General features: G+C 35.9%; 16 protein-coding genes and 1 pseudogene. 7 read left to right on the plus strand and 10 right to left on the minus strand.

Translation table 11 applies throughout. The features are described 5' to 3' along the window. The 3 genes from ACP6PK_RS02610 to ACP6PK_RS02620 all read left to right on the plus strand — a co-directional run. A partial coding sequence (locus ACP6PK_RS02610; RefSeq protein ID WP_426557507.1) for a calcium-binding protein occupies positions 1-558 on the plus strand: 558 nt, incomplete at its 5' end. A 315-nt stretch (positions 559-873) separates the two neighbouring features. After that, entirely contained in the window at positions 874-1,254 is a 381-nt protein-coding gene (locus ACP6PK_RS02615) for a hypothetical protein (protein ID WP_426557509.1), read from the plus strand. A gap of 377 nt (positions 1,255-1,631) precedes the next feature. Next, complete coding sequence (locus ACP6PK_RS02620) at positions 1,632-2,306, plus strand: Spy/CpxP family protein refolding chaperone (protein WP_426557511.1); 675 nt, start codon at positions 1,632-1,634, stop codon at positions 2,304-2,306. A 706-nt stretch (positions 2,307-3,012) separates the two neighbouring features. On the opposite strand, the gene ACP6PK_RS02625 is transcribed toward ACP6PK_RS02620, so the two are convergent. From ACP6PK_RS02625 to ACP6PK_RS02655, 7 genes and pseudogenes are all read right to left on the minus strand, one after another. Further along, on the minus strand, positions 3,013-3,504 hold the full coding sequence (locus ACP6PK_RS02625; RefSeq protein WP_426557513.1) for an ureidoglycolate lyase: 492 nt from the start codon (positions 3,502-3,504) through the stop codon (positions 3,013-3,015). An 805-nt stretch (positions 3,505-4,309) separates the two neighbouring features. After that, complete coding sequence (gene psb28, locus ACP6PK_RS02630; protein WP_426557515.1) at positions 4,310-4,660, minus strand: photosystem II reaction center protein Psb28; 351 nt, start codon at positions 4,658-4,660, stop codon at positions 4,310-4,312. A 260-nt stretch (positions 4,661-4,920) separates the two neighbouring features. Next, on the minus strand, positions 4,921-6,522 hold the full coding sequence (locus tag ACP6PK_RS02635; protein ID WP_426557517.1) for a cobyrinate a,c-diamide synthase: 1,602 nt from the start codon (positions 6,520-6,522) through the stop codon (positions 4,921-4,923). 202 nt (positions 6,523-6,724) lie between these two features. Further along, a complete protein-coding gene (locus tag ACP6PK_RS02640) occupies positions 6,725-7,168 on the minus strand; it encodes a globin domain-containing protein (RefSeq protein ID WP_094671711.1) in 444 nt (147 codons plus the stop codon). A 172-nt stretch (positions 7,169-7,340) separates the two neighbouring features. Next, positions 7,341-8,747, minus strand: coding sequence for a methyl-accepting chemotaxis protein (locus tag ACP6PK_RS02645; protein WP_426557519.1), 1,407 nt, complete (start codon positions 8,745-8,747; stop codon positions 7,341-7,343). Between the two features lie 208 nt (positions 8,748-8,955). Continuing rightward, positions 8,956-10,314, minus strand: coding sequence for a photosystem II reaction center protein CP43 (gene psbC / locus ACP6PK_RS02650; protein ID WP_426557558.1), 1,359 nt, complete (start codon positions 10,312-10,314; stop codon positions 8,956-8,958). A gap of 4 nt (positions 10,315-10,318) precedes the next feature. Further along, positions 10,319-10,482: pseudogene (locus tag ACP6PK_RS02655) on the minus strand (photosystem II D2 protein (photosystem q(a) protein)); the annotation flags it as partial. Positions 10,483-11,309: 827 nt separating this feature from the next. Here ACP6PK_RS02655 and ACP6PK_RS02660 point away from each other — a divergent pair. From ACP6PK_RS02660 to ACP6PK_RS02670, 3 genes are all read left to right on the plus strand, one after another. Next, on the plus strand, positions 11,310-11,873 hold the full coding sequence (locus tag ACP6PK_RS02660) for a photosystem I assembly protein Ycf4 (protein ID WP_426557521.1): 564 nt from the start codon (positions 11,310-11,312) through the stop codon (positions 11,871-11,873). Positions 11,874-12,363: 490 nt separating this feature from the next. Continuing rightward, the gene (locus tag ACP6PK_RS02665) at positions 12,364-13,116 is read left to right on the plus strand and encodes a peptidylprolyl isomerase (protein WP_094675212.1); all 753 of its coding nucleotides are present in this window, start codon (positions 12,364-12,366) and stop codon (positions 13,114-13,116) included. A gap of 92 nt (positions 13,117-13,208) precedes the next feature. Beyond that, entirely contained in the window at positions 13,209-14,357 is a 1,149-nt protein-coding gene (locus tag ACP6PK_RS02670; protein ID WP_426557523.1) for a beta-ketoacyl-ACP synthase, read from the plus strand. Positions 14,358-14,855: 498 nt separating this feature from the next. Here ACP6PK_RS02670 and ACP6PK_RS02675 read toward each other — a convergent pair whose 3' ends face one another. Continuing rightward, positions 14,856-15,395 carry a hypothetical protein gene (locus ACP6PK_RS02675; protein WP_426557525.1) on the minus strand — a complete coding sequence of 180 codons (540 nt, stop codon included), beginning with the start codon at positions 15,393-15,395 and terminating at the stop codon, positions 14,856-14,858. Between the two features lie 379 nt (positions 15,396-15,774). Here ACP6PK_RS02675 and ACP6PK_RS02680 point away from each other — a divergent pair, with 379 nt between their 5' ends. Beyond that, positions 15,775-16,338, plus strand: a complete 564-nt coding sequence (locus ACP6PK_RS02680) for a Uma2 family endonuclease (RefSeq protein ID WP_426557527.1) — start codon at positions 15,775-15,777, stop codon at positions 16,336-16,338. A gap of 19 nt (positions 16,339-16,357) precedes the next feature. On the opposite strand, the gene ACP6PK_RS02685 is transcribed toward ACP6PK_RS02680, so the two are convergent. Together ACP6PK_RS02685 and ACP6PK_RS02690 are read right to left on the minus strand one after the other, a co-directional pair. Next, positions 16,358-16,525 carry a hypothetical protein gene (locus tag ACP6PK_RS02685; protein ID WP_426557529.1) on the minus strand — a complete coding sequence of 56 codons (168 nt, stop codon included), beginning with the start codon at positions 16,523-16,525 and terminating at the stop codon, positions 16,358-16,360. A 63-nt stretch (positions 16,526-16,588) separates the two neighbouring features. After that, positions 16,589-17,056 carry a hypothetical protein gene (locus ACP6PK_RS02690; protein ID WP_426557531.1) on the minus strand — a complete coding sequence of 156 codons (468 nt, stop codon included), beginning with the start codon at positions 17,054-17,056 and terminating at the stop codon, positions 16,589-16,591. Between the last annotated feature and the right edge of the window lie 22 nt (positions 17,057-17,078).

Here is a 17,078-nt window from a genome sequence, read left to right on the forward strand (position 1 = left end):
ATAGAAGGCATTCCAGGAGATGGTAGTCTACTTGATACCTTACAAAATAATATAGGTTCCAACTTTGAGGGAATAGAAGATATTCCAGGAGATGGTAGTCTACTTGCTAATTTCTTCAATCAAATACCAGGTACTGAAGAAGATGATAATCTAACTGGTACAGCAGAAAACGATTTCATCGTTGGTAATGCAGGAAACGATATATTAACTGGAGATGCAGGAAACGATAGAATCTTTGGTGGTGATAATAATGATATCTTAACAGGTGGATCGGGAAGAGACCGACTTCGTGGTGGTGATGGAGAAGATACTTTTGTCTTCAACACCGGGAGTGAAGTTGACTTAGTTACAGACTTTGTTGTTGGGGAGGATACCCTACAGTTATCAGCAGATTTTGGTGTTACCGCAGAACAAGCCTTTGCTCAGATATCTACCGTTGCATTACCATTTATAGATGGTATGGATAATCGCTTTTTATCTACTCTTAACTTAGGTGATGATACACTTAGAATCAGACATGAAGGTGCATTGACATCTGATAGTTTCCAAATCGTTTAACTAGATATAGAAGCCCTAACAGTATCTTTGCAAAGGTGAGGGTTTTTGGCTCTTGAGTCAGTCCTCAGGAGTCATAATTCAGGAAATCGAGAGTAGAAAAATGCCCCCTTGCTTCACCATCTCCCCCACTCCCCTACTCCCCTACTCCCCTACTATATTTTAAATAGATCCCAAATGGGTTCTATAGATGGGGTCTGTAGGACTAAAGTCCTAAATTTCTCTAGGACTTTGAACCCAGGTTATTTGAGAGCAGCGACTTGTAGGATAGAACATAAGTAAACACTCAATCAAACAAAATAATTGCAAATAAATACAATGAAACCTTGTTCTTTAGCTATATTATTTGGCGTTACTGCTACCATTATTTTTGCTAATCCTCTGAAAGTTCTTGCTCAACCTGAAAATTTGAATCTGACTCTGGAGCAAAAAGCTGAGTGGGAAGAAATTAGGACACAAACCAAAGCTGAAATTCAAAATATTCTCACTCCTGAACAGCAGGAAGAGTGGGAAACTTTAACTTCACAAGGTCAAAAAAAACGAGAAGCGATTCGGCAGTTAAATCTCTCTGAACAGCAAAAAACTCAAATGCGGGAAATCATGCAGTCATCACGTCAACAAATGGCAAATATTTTAACTGAAGAACAACTACAGCAGGTTCGTCAACAAAGACAAATTAGAAGACGAATCCGCGAATAAAAGTCAAAATTTAAAAGTTACAACGCTTCCCGTTGCCTGTGAGGTAAACCCTCGCGGTCAAGATGCAGGCACTACAAGATTTTCACTATTTACTCTGTACATCATTTGACCGAAATATGCTGTAAAAGTAAGAAAAATCAAAGTATGCCTTCTCAAGTCTGTCTTGATTGTTAGACATCTCCAGTATCAAAAATAAAATCAATTATCAGGCAGAAATCATTGATGATTTCTGCCTGCTTCCTCTTTTCTAGAGATGTCTATTCCAGGACTAAAGTCCTAGAGAAATTTAGGACTTTGAACTCAGGTTATTTGAGAGTAGCGACTTGTAAGATAGAACATAAGTAAACAAAACACTCAATCAAAAGGAAATAAACACAATGAAACGTCGTTTTTTGGCTCTATTATTTGGCATGATTACCATCATTCTTTTTGCTAATCCTTTGAGAGTTCTTGCCCAACCTGAAACTTTGAATCTGACTCCCGAACAAAAAACTCAGTGGGAAGAAATCAGGGTACAAACTAAAGCTCAAATTCAAAATATTCTCACTCCCGAACAACAGGAACAATTTAAAATTTTAACTTCACAAAGTCAAGGAAAACTAGAAGCAATTAAGCAGTTAAATCTTTCTGAAGAGCAAAAAACTGAAATGCGCCAAATCATACAGTCATTACGCCAACAAATAGCAAATATTTTACCTCAAGAACAACTTGAGCAATTTCGTCAGAGAATTGTTGCACGACTTGACTCTTTGAATCTGACTCCTGAAGAAAAAACTCAGTGGGAAGAAATTAGGGCACAAACCAAAGCTCAAATTCAAAATATTCTCACTCCCGAACAACAGGAACAATTTAAAATTTTAACTTCACAAAGTCAAGGAAAACTAGAAGTAATTAAGCAGTTAAATCTCTCTGAAAAGCAAAAAACTCAAATGCGGGCAATCATACAGTCATCACGCCAACAAATGGCAAATATTTTAACTGAAGAACAACTTGAGCAATTTCGTCTGAAAGTTTTTGCCCAACTTGAAAATTTGGGCGTTGGTAATTGGTAGGATTAATTTTTACTAGAGTTGAAACCCATCACTTACCGAATATTAATTAATAATTAATTATCAACTATTAATTATTAATTATTAATAGTTGATAGTCAATTAATTATTTATTCAATAATTTTAGGTTGAAATCCTCCCCCTTTTCAGGGGATAAATCAAAAATTTTCCTTTTAGTAAATCCCATCCGTTTTAAGAAAGGGTAATTATTAATTGTATCGGCACTTCGTCACATGAACATTGTTAATTGCTGAAGCTGGTTAAATATTTAGATCCCACATTCCGCACTTCATAATGTAGCACAGAAAGATACATGAATTATCATCAGAATTTGAACCCACAAATTAAACAAATTAATTCTATAGAACATCAAAAAAGTGAGCGACACAATTATTGTTGGTTAACTTGAGAGTTCTGTTGGCAGCATAAAACACAGGAGCAAGTATACTCCTGTCAAAAGCATCAATCAATGTTCTCAATTCAGGTAGTGTGATCGAAACCTCTATAAAAAATGCAACTTATTTAACTCTTTTTCCTAATTCTTTTTAAGAAATATATAGCAACAGTCAGAGGAGTTAGAACATATACTAATGATAAATCTTGTAAGAAATCTTTTTCCCACTTTTACCTATCTCAGTGCGCGTTCCCTTACGTCCGTTGCCGATGCAAGGTTGTATCACTATTACCTGTTGATTATTCCGTGCTATAGTCAAACAATTTCTAACTCTAAATTATGACTTTTAGCAAAGTCGTGAGTAAAATGATCCACAACATTTGTATCACTTAATTCCAGGTTGTAAAAATCCACAAAATCTTGCTCAAAATAAGGTCCTGCGTGCCAGGTTCCCACCTCTAATTTAATAAAACAATTTCCGGGAATTTTAAAAGCAATTATATCCTCTAATTTAGGTGTCTCTTCTACACAAGGTGGAGCAACTGCCATTAACCATTCCTTTCCTTCTAGAGAACCTAAACATTGAGTACATTGTACATGACGAGTAATTTTTGTAAACTTTCGACCTCTTTTCTTCAACTGCATAATATAGAATCTTGGTGTACCATTTTCTAAACTTAATTGAGCATCATCTTGGTCATATTTTTTGCCATCTTCCCCAGCCCAAATTACTTGCCCAAAAGGTTGAAAATTATGTGATGTAATTTCCTGGGCAACCAGTTGTTTAACTACTATTGATTTACTCATTTTTTCTACCTTTTATAATTTTAATTTTTATCCAATTTACTCTCAAAATCTTATACCTTAACTTACCCCGACACCAATAATACCATTTCTCAAAAACTTTATCTATTTCAGAGCAGGGGAGTAGGGGAGTGGGGGAGTGGGGGAGAAGTAAACAGAAGAATAATTAACACACTTCTAGCTAATAATTATCAAAAAAGTTATTTGGCTTGTGTTAATTACTTGATAATTCAAGTGCTACCTAAGTAGAGCAACACTTTTGAGATTTGGTATAACATTTATTTCGGCAAGTCTGAAACTTTAATTTATCAAATTTTTGAGGAAAAGTATTTATTGCTCTCTTTGCCAGTTACGAGCTTAACAGTTCAAAAATAATCCAAAAGTTGAACTATTAGAGAGTATTTTTCAATAAAATATTAATGTTTGAACCCATAGAATAAATTTAGATTCATGCCTAATAGTAAAAGTCTTCACTGTTTGATAACTAGCTATATTTTAGTCAAGATTTTATGACTATTTTCTGGTGAGTAATAGTAATATTTCTGTATTATTACCACCCTAATATTACCATCCCCTTTGTTAAATTTACTGACACATTAAGTCTCTTATAGTGAAATATTTGACTCCTATTAAACCTCAAAAATACTCTTGCCTGTTGCCTCTCCTCAGCAAAAACTTTTTCACCAGATACTATTTATATTGGCCTAAGTAGGTAGGCAAAATTCAACTTAAAATAATTACAACAAGTCAATTTAGTAAAACCATTCTGACTCCTCCCACTCAAATAATTTTAATTATGACCAGGTGCTTAATTAGACTTAAATTCAAAACCATTTGCCTCAGCATAACGATGCAAAAATCGCATTACTCTCTCAAAATTTTCCTCTGATTCAACTTCAAAAGAACATTCTACCTTGGAAAAATCACTTTCATCAGCAGACAAAAACTTAATCCCACTGGGAGATACTTCAATATTTCCTTCCTCGTCTTTCAACCATAATTTATTTATTTTATTAGTGAAGGAACGAAAACTTTCCGTAGCTTGCAGGTTGTCAAACATTAATACAACAATTTTTGTATTAGAATTACGACGTTTTCTCAGACTAACTTCTGTAATTTTCTCATTCAACCCTTCAATAAATTCCACAGATACAGTCATTTTAGTTTTTCATTTGATATTGAACATTTCTTATTTTAGCAATTTTACCAAAAATATGCAGAGATGAGAAGGCAAAATAAAAAAAAAGTAGACTTGCTTATACCTCTAAATATATGTGAAATTTTACCTCTAGTCTCTTTCTGATTATACCAAGCGTGAAAAAAGAATACTATACTTGGGTGAAACTTCAATTATTAAGTAATTAACACAGATGGAATGACTTTTTTGATAATTATTAGTTAGTAGGGTGTTAATTATTCTTATTTTGACTTCTCCCCTACGGACGTTGCATGCAACGTCCCTACACTCCCCTGCTCAATAAACCGCCTCGGAATCTCTACCCTATTTCCCCAATGCAGATGCAGATAAGAAGCATGAATTTGATAAAAATTCCAGCCTTCAACAGTTGCCTGACTGTGATTTTTTTTCTCATCAACTCGCCACATTTTATATAAAGGTATTGGGGGTACTTCAGTTAATTCTGAACGATGAAACTCGTGCCCATAAACTTGTGTATTTGCTGCTAACAAGGGAGTATCTATATTAGTAATTGCTTGCCGATATCCTAACTTTAAACTTTTCCCCATTATTGCCTTAGTCGGCAAAATTCCTACCATCTCCCAAGACTTACTATTAAAGTCAATAATTGCTTCAGATAAATACATCAACCCACCACATTCAGCATAAGTTGGCATTCCCGAAATAATTGCTTTCTTAACTGTCTTTCTAACAAGAAAATTTTCATTTAACTGTTGAGCAAAAACTTCTGGAAATCCGCCACCAAAATATAAACCTTGTATTCCTTCTGGTAAACTTTCATCTTTTAGCGGACTCCAAAATACTATTTTTGCTCCCAACTCTTCCAGAATATCTAGGTTATCTTGATAATAAAAATTAAATGCCCGATCGCGAGCCACTCCTATTAAAATTTCTGACTTTTTTTTCTCAAAATTATTTGTAATTAACCTCGGTAAATGTATTTTCTTATCAGAGCAAATCTTAGTAGATAAAAGGTGCTGATAAATCTCATTCTCAACTTTTAAAATAGGCAGTAATTTTTCCCAATCAAAACAACTTTCTGCCAAATCAACCAAATCATTAATTAAAATATCTAAATTCGGCATTTCATCAGTGGGAACTAAACCCAAATGTCGGTCAGGAATACTAATATTTTGATGCCGTCTCAAAATCCCAAGTATAGGTAAATTTATACACTTTAAAGAATTTTGCAATAGTTGTAAGTGGCGATCGCTTCCCACTCGGTTAAGTATCAAACCAGCAAAATTAATAGTAGGATCGAGAGAAACAAAACCATGAGCGATCGCTGCCACAGAAGCAGACAACCGACTACAGTCAAGCACCAACAAAACAGGCAAATTCAGCAACCGGGAAATATGAGCAGTAGAAGCAAAATCAGGAAAGCACTTATCGCCTCCTCCCCTTTCTAAGGAGAGGGGGTTAAAATCATCTTCCTCCCCCCTTTTTAAGGGAGCATCATCTTCATCCCCCCTTACAAAGGGGGTTAAGGGGGGATTAAAATCATCTTCTTCCCCTATTTCTAAGGGGCGATCGCAAAACCTCACCCCATCAAACAAACCCATCACCCCTTCCACCAAAGCATAATCAACATCCTGAATATTACGCCCAAAGCATTGTTGCACATAAACTTCAGAAGTCAGCACCGGGTCTAAATTTCGACAAGGTTTACCCGTTACATACTGATGAAACATCGGATCAATGTAATCAGGTCCCACCTTAAATGATTGTACCTTGAGATGTTGCCGTTTTAAATAAGCTAGTAACGCCAACGTTACAGTTGTTTTGCCAACACCACTACGCTCCCCCGCAATTATTAAACTCAATAGACTTCTCCGAAAAAGATATATATTTCTTGTAAAAGTAGGGAACACTTAACTGGGAACAGGGAACAGATTTTTACCTAAAAGAGACGAAAAATGATTTTGTGAGTGATTTTTACAACTCTAGCTTATACTCAATAAAGATCAATTTATTTTCTGGAGATGTCTAATATTTCCTCCCTTTTTTTTACTCACAAAAATTCAGTTAAGAAACACTTTCTTCCTCATATATTTCATGCTCTCGGTGAATAAAAACCTCCGCCAATACCTGATAAGCTTCTGTCCAAGCATCTATAACTTCTGGGGTTGCATTCTCTCCCAAAACATCCTTCATCGCCTCCAACATACATTCTCCAACTATTGGATATTGTTCCGGTTGTACATGAGTTTGTACATGACGGTGAGCAATTTTTTCAACCGCTGATTTTAAAGCAGGCAAATCATCAATATGAGTAGCATAAGCATAAACTGCAGTTGCTAATTTAGCTGGTTGAGAGCCATCAGCTTGAGCTGACATATTAAATTGTGACTTAACTTCAGGATGTTTTTCAAACATTATTTCATACATCCGAGTAGTAATTTGCTTTCCTTCTTTTTTCAGAATAGGAGCTGTAGATTTAACAATATCAATTGTTTTTTGACTGACCATATATAGTCTTAATAATTTAACGTCAATATAATTTTATCTAGCAATAATTTACTACTGAATAAAATCAACTTTTTCTTTATATACAGTCAAAAAAAATTGTGAGGAATCAATTATAACAGAAATTACTACTCTCACTTTGATAAACTACAACTAAATTAAATTAGTATAAACCTTACTTAAATTTTGATTGAGATTTAATAATTTTTGAAGCTTCTTCTAAAAGTTGATTTTGCTCAGTTTTAATTTCTTCTAGCCTAGTCAAAATCTGCATTAGTCTCTGGCGATTATTTAAAATTTTATTAGAAGAATCCATTAATGTTAAATTTTTACCTAAATCAGTTGCCTTAGAAAATTTTTTATTCGTAAATTTTGCCTCTACAGAAGTAGATTTATTACTCAAGCTCCAAATACTCTTGAAAACTTTGAATGGGCTAGTTAAGATAAACAAAAATAATGATTTTCCTAAATTACTAACTACTTGCAAAAATCCTAACAATATCAATATTAAGAATAAACCAGCTACTAATGTAATTAAAGGATGGTTTAATAACCAAACCATTAAAGGATGAGAGTTAATCCATTCTGTAATAGCAGGGGAAATATAATTTTGAATAACTTCAGTAATTTGATAACTCAAGCTTTCCCTTATTTGCATCATATTGTCAGCAATTTCAGTTACACTTTCCACAGCTTTGCTAGTTGTATTAGCAGCAGTATCAGTCAAATTTTCAGTTGTTTCAACAAAAACTTCTTTTGTCTGTGCAGTTATTTCTGAAATACCACTTACAGCACTATTAGTAGTCTCAGAAATAACTTCAACAGTTTTATTTTTAGCTTCAACAACACTATTGATTGATTGATTAGTTAATTCAGACAAAGAATTTTTAGCTGCTTCTGTTCCTTTTACAGCACTATTAGTAGTTTCAGAAATAACTTCAACAGTTTTATTTTTAGCTTCAACAATACTATTAATTGATTGATTAGTTAATTCAGATAGAGAATTTTTAGCTGCTTCTGTTCTTTCAGAAATATACTCTTTTACTTGATTAGTTGTCTTAGCAGCAGTCTCAGTCAAATTTTCAGTTTTTTCAACAAAAACTTCTTTTGTCTGTGCAGTTATTTCTGAAACACCACTTACAGCACTTTTAGTAGTCTCAGAAATAACTTCAATACTTTGATTTTTCTCTTCACTAATATTATTAACAGATTGATTAGTTAATTCAGATACAGAATTTTTAGCTGCTTCTGTTTTTTCAGAAATATACTCTTTTACTTGATTAGTTGTCTTAGCAGCAGTCTCAGTCAAATTTTCAGTTTTTTCAACAAAAACTTCTTTTGTCTGTGCAGTTATTTCTGAAACACCACTTACAGCACTTTTAGTAGTCTCAGAAATAACTTCAATACTTTGATTTTTCTCTTCACTAATATTATTAACAGATTGATTAGTTAATTCAGATACAGAATTTTTAGCTGTTTCTGTTTTTTCAGAAATATACTCTTTTACTCGATCAGTTTTCTCAACTAAAAAATCTTTAGTCTGATTAAAACTTTCAGATATATTAGGTAATCCTATCTTCATATTTATCTGTTTCTAAACTTATATAGCAGTCGAAGCAAAGATTAGGACATTTCTAAATCCTAAAATCATTTGACAGTTTACTATTCCCTATTCCCTATTCCCTATTCCCTAGCGCGTAGCGCTATATAAAAAATAAAAACCTCACCCAAATTAGGCGAGGTTTTTAAACAATTTTAGCAATAAACGAGCTAAATACAGTGACTAAATATTAGTCAAGGTTAGGCATAGATAGCACTGGCTCAGTTTGACGGTCGAGACCCTTCTCAAAACCACCCTCAGCAGCACGAGCGCGACCCGCGTGCCATAAGTGACCAATTAAGAAGAAGAAACCAAGAATAAAGTGAGCAGCAGCTAACCAAGCACGAGGGTTAACATAGTTGAAGCCGTTAATATCAGTAATGATACCACCTACAGAGTTGATGGAACCATTAGGAGCATGAGTCATGTACTCAGCAGCACGACGAACTTGCCAAGGCTGAATATCATTCTTAAGTTTGTTCAAGTCTAGACCGTTAGGACCACGAAGAGGCTCTAACCAAGGACCACGGAAGTCCCAGAAACGCATTGTTTCACCACCGAAGATGATTTCACCAGTAGGAGAGCGCATCAGGTACTTACCAAGACCAGTAGGACCTTGAGCAGAACCAATATTAGCACCTAATTTTTGGTCACGAACTAAGAATACAAAAGACTGAGCCTGAGAAGCTTCAGCGTTAGTTGGGCCGTAAAATTCGCTAGGATAAGCAGTGTTGTTAAACCACACATAAACGGAAGCAATTAAACCCATCAAAGACAGAGCGCCCAAACTGTAGGAAAGATAAGCTTCTCCAGACCAGATGAAAGCACGACGTGCCCAACCAAAAGGCTTAGTCAAAATATGCCAAATACCACCAAAGATACAAATTAGGCCGATCCAGATATGACCACCAATAATATCTTCCATGTTGTTAACACCGATGATCCAGCCTTCACCACCAAAAGGTGCTTTTGTCAGATAACCGAAGATAACAGCAGGATTAAGAGTAGGGTTAGTAATTACCCGTACATCACCGCCACCTGGTGCCCATGTATCATATACACCACCAAAGAACATGGCTTTGAAAACTAACAATAATGCACCACAACCTAATAGGATTAAGTGGTAGCCAATGATGTTAGTCATCTGGTTCTTATCTTTCCAGTCATATCCGAAGAAAGAAGAGTATTCTTCGAGAGTGTCTGGACCACGGACAGCGTGATAAATACCGCCTAAACCAAGAACAGCAGATGAAATTAAGTGTAAAACACCTACTACAAAGAATGGAAAAATGTCAGTTACTTCACCACCAGGACCCACACCCCAGCCTATAGTAGCGACGTGGGGCATTAGAATTAAGCCTTGCTCATACATTGGCTTTTCTGGTACATAGTGAGCAACTTCAAACAAAGTCATTGCTCCAGCCCAGAATACAATTAGACCTGCGTGAGCAACGTGAGCGCCCAGCAGTTTACCGGATAGATTAATTAGACGGGCGTTTCCAGACCACCAGGCAAAACCGGTGGATTCTATATCACGGCCTCCCATCATAGAATCAGAGAGTGTCGTTACCACTTAGTAGAACCTCCTCAGGGAATATAAAGTTTTTGATGTGGCTGATTTTTAGGAGCCATCCAAGCTCTAATGGATAGCCTTGTTCAGCAAAATGTTTTTGGTATAAAATGTCTCAAACTCTGGGTCTTCTGTTGACCGTAAATCCTAGGATAGGAAGTCATCCGCCCCTAGCTTTTAGCTTTAGAGTTCCTGACACTAAATTTTATATCCTGCTTCATAAAACTGATATAAAACGTCCCAATTAGTGACATTTTAATCTTTACTTTCTGCTTCTACGGCCACTGTCAGCAGCACGACCTCCACAGACATTCACGGTCAAGCCCACCGCATATCTCAAATTGATACTTGACTTGTATCTCATACGCTGTTTATAGATATATCACATTCTGGGCTATCAAAGGTGATGATACTTAATAGCATATCCATTACATGACCCCAACTAGAATAAGTACCTAGCAGATGGAAAAAATCTATCAGCTTCATTACTTTGAATAACTATCGCATAATAAAGCTTGATGACGTAATGTCAACTCAGTCAATTCTCTTGCTTTGATGAAAAAAATGGTTTTATTAAGCAAGTTAACATAAGTATATATATATTTAATAAATTTTGCAATTATCGTCTATCCCTAGTACCTTAAATTTGTTTGAACTTTACTTTAGATTTTAGACACTCATTATATGAGTATATGAGTATATGAGTATATGAGTATATGAGTCGAAAAAATTTTAAAATTTAGAATTGAAGAAGGAGTAAGGAGACAGAAATTCTGGAGACAGAATAGATGTTCGTGGGGATTCCAAACCCCAACCAATTCTGGACACCATGGGTGACGGTGGGGATTTATACCCTATAAGGCTTCGGTGCCAGGAGCTAGCTCCCCGTATCTATAGCACCCAAAAAATTCTACTGACTCCTGACTCCTGACTCCTGACTTCCAGCCGAAGGCTGTTAATAACATAGAGGATTTATGACTACTCAAGCTTCAATAGGCAATGGCCTACTGCATCAAGAAATTATTGGGTCTCGTCGTCTAAGTAATTACTTCTGGGCCATAATTGTCAGTATGGGAGGTATTGGTTTCCTCTTATCTGGGATCTCTAGCTATCTGAAAGTTAACCTATTACTTGTTGCCGACCCTAGCCAACTTAACTTCTTACCCCAAGGAATAGCTATGGGATTTTATGGCCTTATTGGTACACTCTATGGCATTTTTTTGTGGTTAACTATTTTTTGGGACATTGGCGGTGGCTACAATGAATTTAACCAAGACAAGGGCCAGATTATGATTTTTCGCTGGGGATTTCCTGGTAAAAACCGTAAAGTAGAATTTAATTGTACTACGGAAAATGTCCAATCGATTAAAGTAGATATTAAAGAAGGTCTCAATCCTCGTAGAGCTATATATCTCCGCCTCAAAGATAGTAGGCAAATACCTCTTACCCGTGTAGGTCAGCCATTGGCCTTGTCTCAATTGGAAAATGAGGCTGCTCAACTCGCAAAGTTTCTCCAAGTTCCTTTGGAAGGGTTATAGAACCCCTGAAAGGATCTATTTAAAATTATAGATTGAGAGTAGGGGAGTAGGGGTAGGGACGTTTCGCTATGCGACATGAAACGCATTTTTGTTATGCAACGTCTGTACGGGAGTCTGGAGAGATGGTGGGGAGATGGGGTGTATTAGATATCTCCCACTCATCCAATCATCAAATCAATTATTACCCATTTTTTATCAATTACTTCTCCACCAGGACCTATTTTCTGGAGATACGGTTAGGGCTTATATAAAAGAAGTCAGAAGTTAAATTCGTAGCACGAACTAAATTTGAGAGGCGTAAGAATGTCCTAATTGCTATAGCAATCCTAAATGATTCGTGAAAAAAAAAACTGTAGGGGTTTGGTTTATAAATCCAATTTTTGCTCTGGTTTGGAGACCAAACCCCTACGATAAAATGTTACAAACTATTTAGGATTGCTATATATTCAGATTTTAGATTCAAAAAACCAAGATTGAATTTTTAGTGAAAATGCAAATAAAAATCAGCCAATGGTTGTTGTCACTAATTATAGTTGCAACTTTTTTAATTACAGGATGTACTGCCAACTCGGTTTCTAATACGGATGTTTCTACCCCAATTCCATCAAGTCAAACACAATTAGCTGCTAACTATAGTGACTTACCTAGACTCAATGGTAAAGCAACGGTCGTAATGACTATTAATAGTTCTCCTGTAACAATAGAAGTAGATGGCATGAATGCACCTCTTACAGCAGGTAATTTTGTGGATCTAGTTCAAAAAGGGGTTTATGATGGTTTGGCTTTTCACCGGGTAGTGCGTGAACCTCAACCTTTTGTGGTTCAAGGAGGCGATCCTCAAAGTAAAGATATCAATTTTCCAGAGAGTAGGTTAGGTACAGGAGGTTTTATCGATCCAAAAACTGGTAGGGAACGTTATATTCCTCTAGAAATTAAACCTCAAAAAGCTACTGAACCAATTTACAGCCAAACTTTTGAAAGCGCTCGTATTCAACAGCAACCTATTTTATCTCATACAAGAGGTGCTGTGGCAATGGCACGCTCTCAGCCTCCTGACTCTGCTTCATCCCAATTTTATTTTGCTTTAACTGACCTTCCTTTCCTAAATGGTAACTATGCAGTATTTGGGTATGTAACACAAGGGATGAAAGAAGTTGTTGATAAAATTGAAGGTGGCGATCGCATTGAGTCTGCTAAAGTGGTTGAGGGTTTGGAAAATTTAACCATACCCACAGGAAGTTAAAAGTTAAAAGTCAAAAGTAAGATTTTATAGACTCAAAACTTTTTGCTGCGCAACATGAAAGGTGCTACAGTAATTTTTGGTATAACTTAACTGTGAAAGTTGTAGTTACAGGTATAGGTATCACTTCTGCTTTAGGAAACCTCAATCAAAGTTGGCAAAAACTACTTGAGGGTAAGTCTGCTGTTGGGTTAAATCAACCTTTTGCAGAATTACCTCCCCTTCCCTTGGCTTTGATTAATTCTCAACCTGTTGATTTAACTAGCTTAACTAAGCAAGTTGTGGAAACTGCTGTCAAATCTTCTGGTTTGACACTTCCACTACCTGAATGTGGTGTGGTTATAGGTTCTAGTCGTGGCTATCAAGGAATGCTAGAAAAGTTGGCAAAAAAGCAACTTATTCAAGATTCTCAGCAAGATAATCTGGAACAAGATGATGGCTCGTTTATTAATCTGTTGCCTCATCAACCTGCTATTTTCACCGCGAGTCAGATAGGTACAACTGGCCCTGTGCTAGCTCCAATGGCTGCTTGTGCAACGGGGATATGGGCGATCGCTCGTGCTGTAGAGTTAATTGAAACTGGTCAATGTCAACAGGTTATTGCGGGTGCTGTGGAATCTCCTATTACACCTCTTACTATAGCAGGATTTAGAAAAATGGGGGCTTTGGCTCAAACAGGTGCTTATCCTTTTGACCGCAGTCGGGAAGGATTGGTTTTGGGGGAAGGAGCAGCTATTTTGGTATTGGAGTCGGCTGAGTTTGCACGGCAAAGATCGGCTAAAATTTATGGTCAAATTCGGGGTTGTGGTTTGACAAATGATGCAAGTTATGGTAGTGCACCAGATTTGAGTGGCAAAAGTGCATTGTCAGCGATCGCTCAATGTTTAAAAAGAAGTGGTTTAGCTGCTGAAGATATTGATTATGTTCATGCTCATGGAACGGCAACTCAATTAAACGATCGCCACGAAGCTAATTTAATTCAGCACATTTTTCCTCAGAGAGTAGCAGTTAGTTCGACAAAGGGAGCGACTGGTCATACATTGGGAGCATCTGGAGCGTTGGGGGTAGCATTTTGTTTAATGGCGATAGAAAATCAGGTTTTACCTCCCTGTGTGGGATTCAATGATGCAGAATTTGATTTAGATTTGGTTAGGTATGGTCGTGAGTCTCAGGTGGAAAATGTTTTATGTTTGAGTTTTGGGTTTGGGGGACAAAATGCTGCGTTAGTTTTAAGTAAGGTTTAGCGATCGCTCTAGGAATTTGTGGTCTATCCTAGCAATTATAACGAATTGCACCTCCAATAGAAAACTCTGAGTTAGTATTAGCAACTGAAGTAGTAGGATAAAGTTTGATAGTTAAAATTAATACTAACTTTATTTCTAGTTATGGTAAGAGCAATCGTCAGTTAAGGTGCGTTACGTTACCTAACGCACCCTACTGGACCGACACAGCTAAAATGGTGCAAAGGGTAGGGGCGGGTTTTAACTAGAATTTTCATGCTTACTCTAAGATTTATATAAACCCGCCCTAATGCACCAGAAAGCAAAGCACCATCTTTAGTGAATGGTCAAAAGACACACCTTTCATTAATTGATAATTGATAATGGATAATTACCTCTGGTTAAAACAAATGCGGGAATTGAAGATCAGGAAATATGATTTCTTTTTTTCCCTTTAAAAGGGGAGGCTTTAAACCATAATTATTTAATAATTAATAATTAATAATTAATAATTAGGTAAAGTCAATCTTGCTCAGGCTTAGAATTGAGGCAAAAGGTAAGTTCAACAAGCTGTTGATAAACTGATTCATGGGTATATTCATCATCGGGATGAGGTGGCTGCCCCGGACGCTGAAAATAAGGTCGCTCATTATTGATTTCTCCCCACAGCATATCGACTTGACGTACTAACTCATAAAGGATTGGGGGATTATCTAAAATGGATTTCAATAATCCCAATAAAGCTTGCAATGGTGCATCTAAATGTTTACTAATTCGGGCTGTATCTTCCTCAACCCACCTATATAAAACTGCTTGTAAAATTCCTGAGACATCCTGCAAATTCTGGTTAATCAAAGTATTGATTTCAGTCTTGACCTGCACCAGCTTGGGAACTGGAGATTCCCCTTTCATCAAAGCACCACCTTCTTGACCAATAACATCAGCTAGGGTAAACTCCCGACCTCTCAACATAATATCGCGTAGTATTTCTTCCTCTTCTAGTTGATGCGGAGGTTTTCCTTCTGGCTGAGATTGTTCGGAGTTGGACGAGTTTGAAATCATTGCTCGTTTATTTTATTTTAAAGACTAATTCTAAATTCAGATATTTTAATGGATTATTAGTAGTAACGGAACCAAATTGTAAGTTTTCTTATTAATATTTAAAATAAATCAACAATATTGATATTTTTTTTATTACTTAGGACTTACGCAAAGACCGTATATATAAAGTTCAAAAACTATAACGATATAGTTTTTGAACTTTATATGTAGTAGCTCTGTGTAAGTCCTGTTACTGTAAGTACAGGTTTTGAAAATTATAGCAGTTTTCACTTCTGTTTGAATTAGTATAAGTTGTTGTTTAATGCTTGGATAGTACACAAGGAGTTGATAATTTTTGTACAATAAATTCATATAATTAATTATTCTCAAGGAGTTGATAATGTCTGTAGAATTATTGCGACGACTATTTACTGTAGACGAGTATTATAAAATGCTGGAGGCAGGAGTATTTACTGAAAATGAACGAGTAGAACTAATCAGAGGAGAAATTATAAATATGTCCCCTATGGGTATTCGTCACTCAGCTTGTGTGAAACCTCTTGCCGAACTTTTCATTTTGCGTTTAGCAAAAACTGTTACTGTAGGAATTCAAGATCCTGTAAGATTGAATAATACTTCTGAACCACAACCAGATGTAAGTTTGCTGCAACGACGACCAGATTTTTATGAGACTCAACAACCTCAACCGGAAGATGTATTTCTTCTCATAGAAGTGTCCGATACAACAATTAAATATGATCGAGAAGTAAAAATTTCTTTATATGCTGAGAATAATATTGTTGAGGTTTGGTTGGTGAATTTGACTGAAGAATGTCTGGAAGTTTACCGACAACCTATTGCCAATGGTTATGAGATTGTGCAGACTTTTCAAAGGGGTGAAACTGTGACAATTCAAGCTTTGCCTAATGTAACTTTTACTGTTGATGAAATCTTGGGATATTGATAGAAATTTTTAACATTAATTACTCAATAGTATATAAATTGCTTCTATTTTGTAACCATGATTTCAAATCAAATCCTGTAGTTTGATTTATATAATTAAAGGTGTTATTTCCTGACATTACTTGCCAACCTGCCATAGAGCAAGTCTTGATAGCTTGAGGCAAATTATCATTTCTTAGTATTAGCAAAACAGGATTATATCCTAGAGTATTTAGTCTAACTGCATACTGCCTGAATTTCTTGATAGTTCCTCAATCTCCTGAACCAATTCTATATTTTGTATCAATTGCATCTACCCCAACTACAAAGTCACATAATTCATCATTACCATCTCTGATAGCTTCATTAAAATTATCACAAGTTTGCCTACAAATTTCTTTGACTATTCGTTCCCAACACATTCCTAATTCTCTTCCCCAATATTGTTTATTTCTAGCTTTAATTTCTTGATTTAATCCAAAGACAAGCATCAAATCATCTGCTATTGTTGTACCAGCTCCAGCAAAAGGTTCTAAAATTTTGAAAGGTAAAGAGGCATATTTTTGCAGAAACCAGCGGGGTATTTCTGGTATTGATTTTGCTGGTTGAAACCCTAAATTATAAATTTTCATTGGTGTACTTCTCTGTAGTGAAATTAAAGTACCTTTTTTTAAATCTTCAGGTATATCCCCATCTATGTGTAAATATAAATTTTGCTTTTGTTCGAGTTTATTTATCATAAAAAATTTAGGTAATAGAAAG

Source organism: Dapis hubbardiae BLCC-M172 (assembly GCF_050016015.1).
In the GTDB taxonomy this organism is placed as follows: domain Bacteria; phylum Cyanobacteriota; class Cyanobacteriia; order Cyanobacteriales; family Microcoleaceae; genus Trichodesmium.

Bases quoted from the DNA above. Each gene is read 5' to 3' on its own strand.
- ACP6PK_RS02615 (WP_426557509.1), top strand. From the start codon at position 874: ATGAAACCTTGTTCTTTAGCTATATTATTTGGCGTTACTGCTACCATT.
- ACP6PK_RS02620 (WP_426557511.1), top strand. From the start codon at position 1,632: ATGAAACGTCGTTTTTTGGCTCTATTATTTGGCATGATTACCATCATT.
- ACP6PK_RS02625 (WP_426557513.1), bottom strand. From the start codon at position 3,504: ATGAGTAAATCAATAGTAGTTAAACAACTGGTTGCCCAGGAAATTACA.
- psb28 (WP_426557515.1), bottom strand. From the start codon at position 4,660: ATGACTGTATCTGTGGAATTTATTGAAGGGTTGAATGAGAAAATTACA.
- ACP6PK_RS02640 (WP_094671711.1), bottom strand. From the start codon at position 7,168: ATGGTCAGTCAAAAAACAATTGATATTGTTAAATCTACAGCTCCTATT.
- ACP6PK_RS02645 (WP_426557519.1), bottom strand. From the start codon at position 8,747: ATGAAGATAGGATTACCTAATATATCTGAAAGTTTTAATCAGACTAAA.
- psbC (WP_426557558.1), bottom strand. From the start codon at position 10,314: ATGATGGGAGGCCGTGATATAGAATCCACCGGTTTTGCCTGGTGGTCT.
- ACP6PK_RS02660 (WP_426557521.1), top strand. From the start codon at position 11,310: ATGACTACTCAAGCTTCAATAGGCAATGGCCTACTGCATCAAGAAATT.
- ACP6PK_RS02665 (WP_094675212.1), top strand. From the start codon at position 12,364: ATGCAAATAAAAATCAGCCAATGGTTGTTGTCACTAATTATAGTTGCA.
- ACP6PK_RS02675 (WP_426557525.1), bottom strand. From the start codon at position 15,395: ATGATTTCAAACTCGTCCAACTCCGAACAATCTCAGCCAGAAGGAAAA.
- ACP6PK_RS02680 (WP_426557527.1), top strand. From the start codon at position 15,775: ATGTCTGTAGAATTATTGCGACGACTATTTACTGTAGACGAGTATTAT.
- ACP6PK_RS02690 (WP_426557531.1), bottom strand. From the start codon at position 17,056: ATGATAAATAAACTCGAACAAAAGCAAAATTTATATTTACACATAGAT.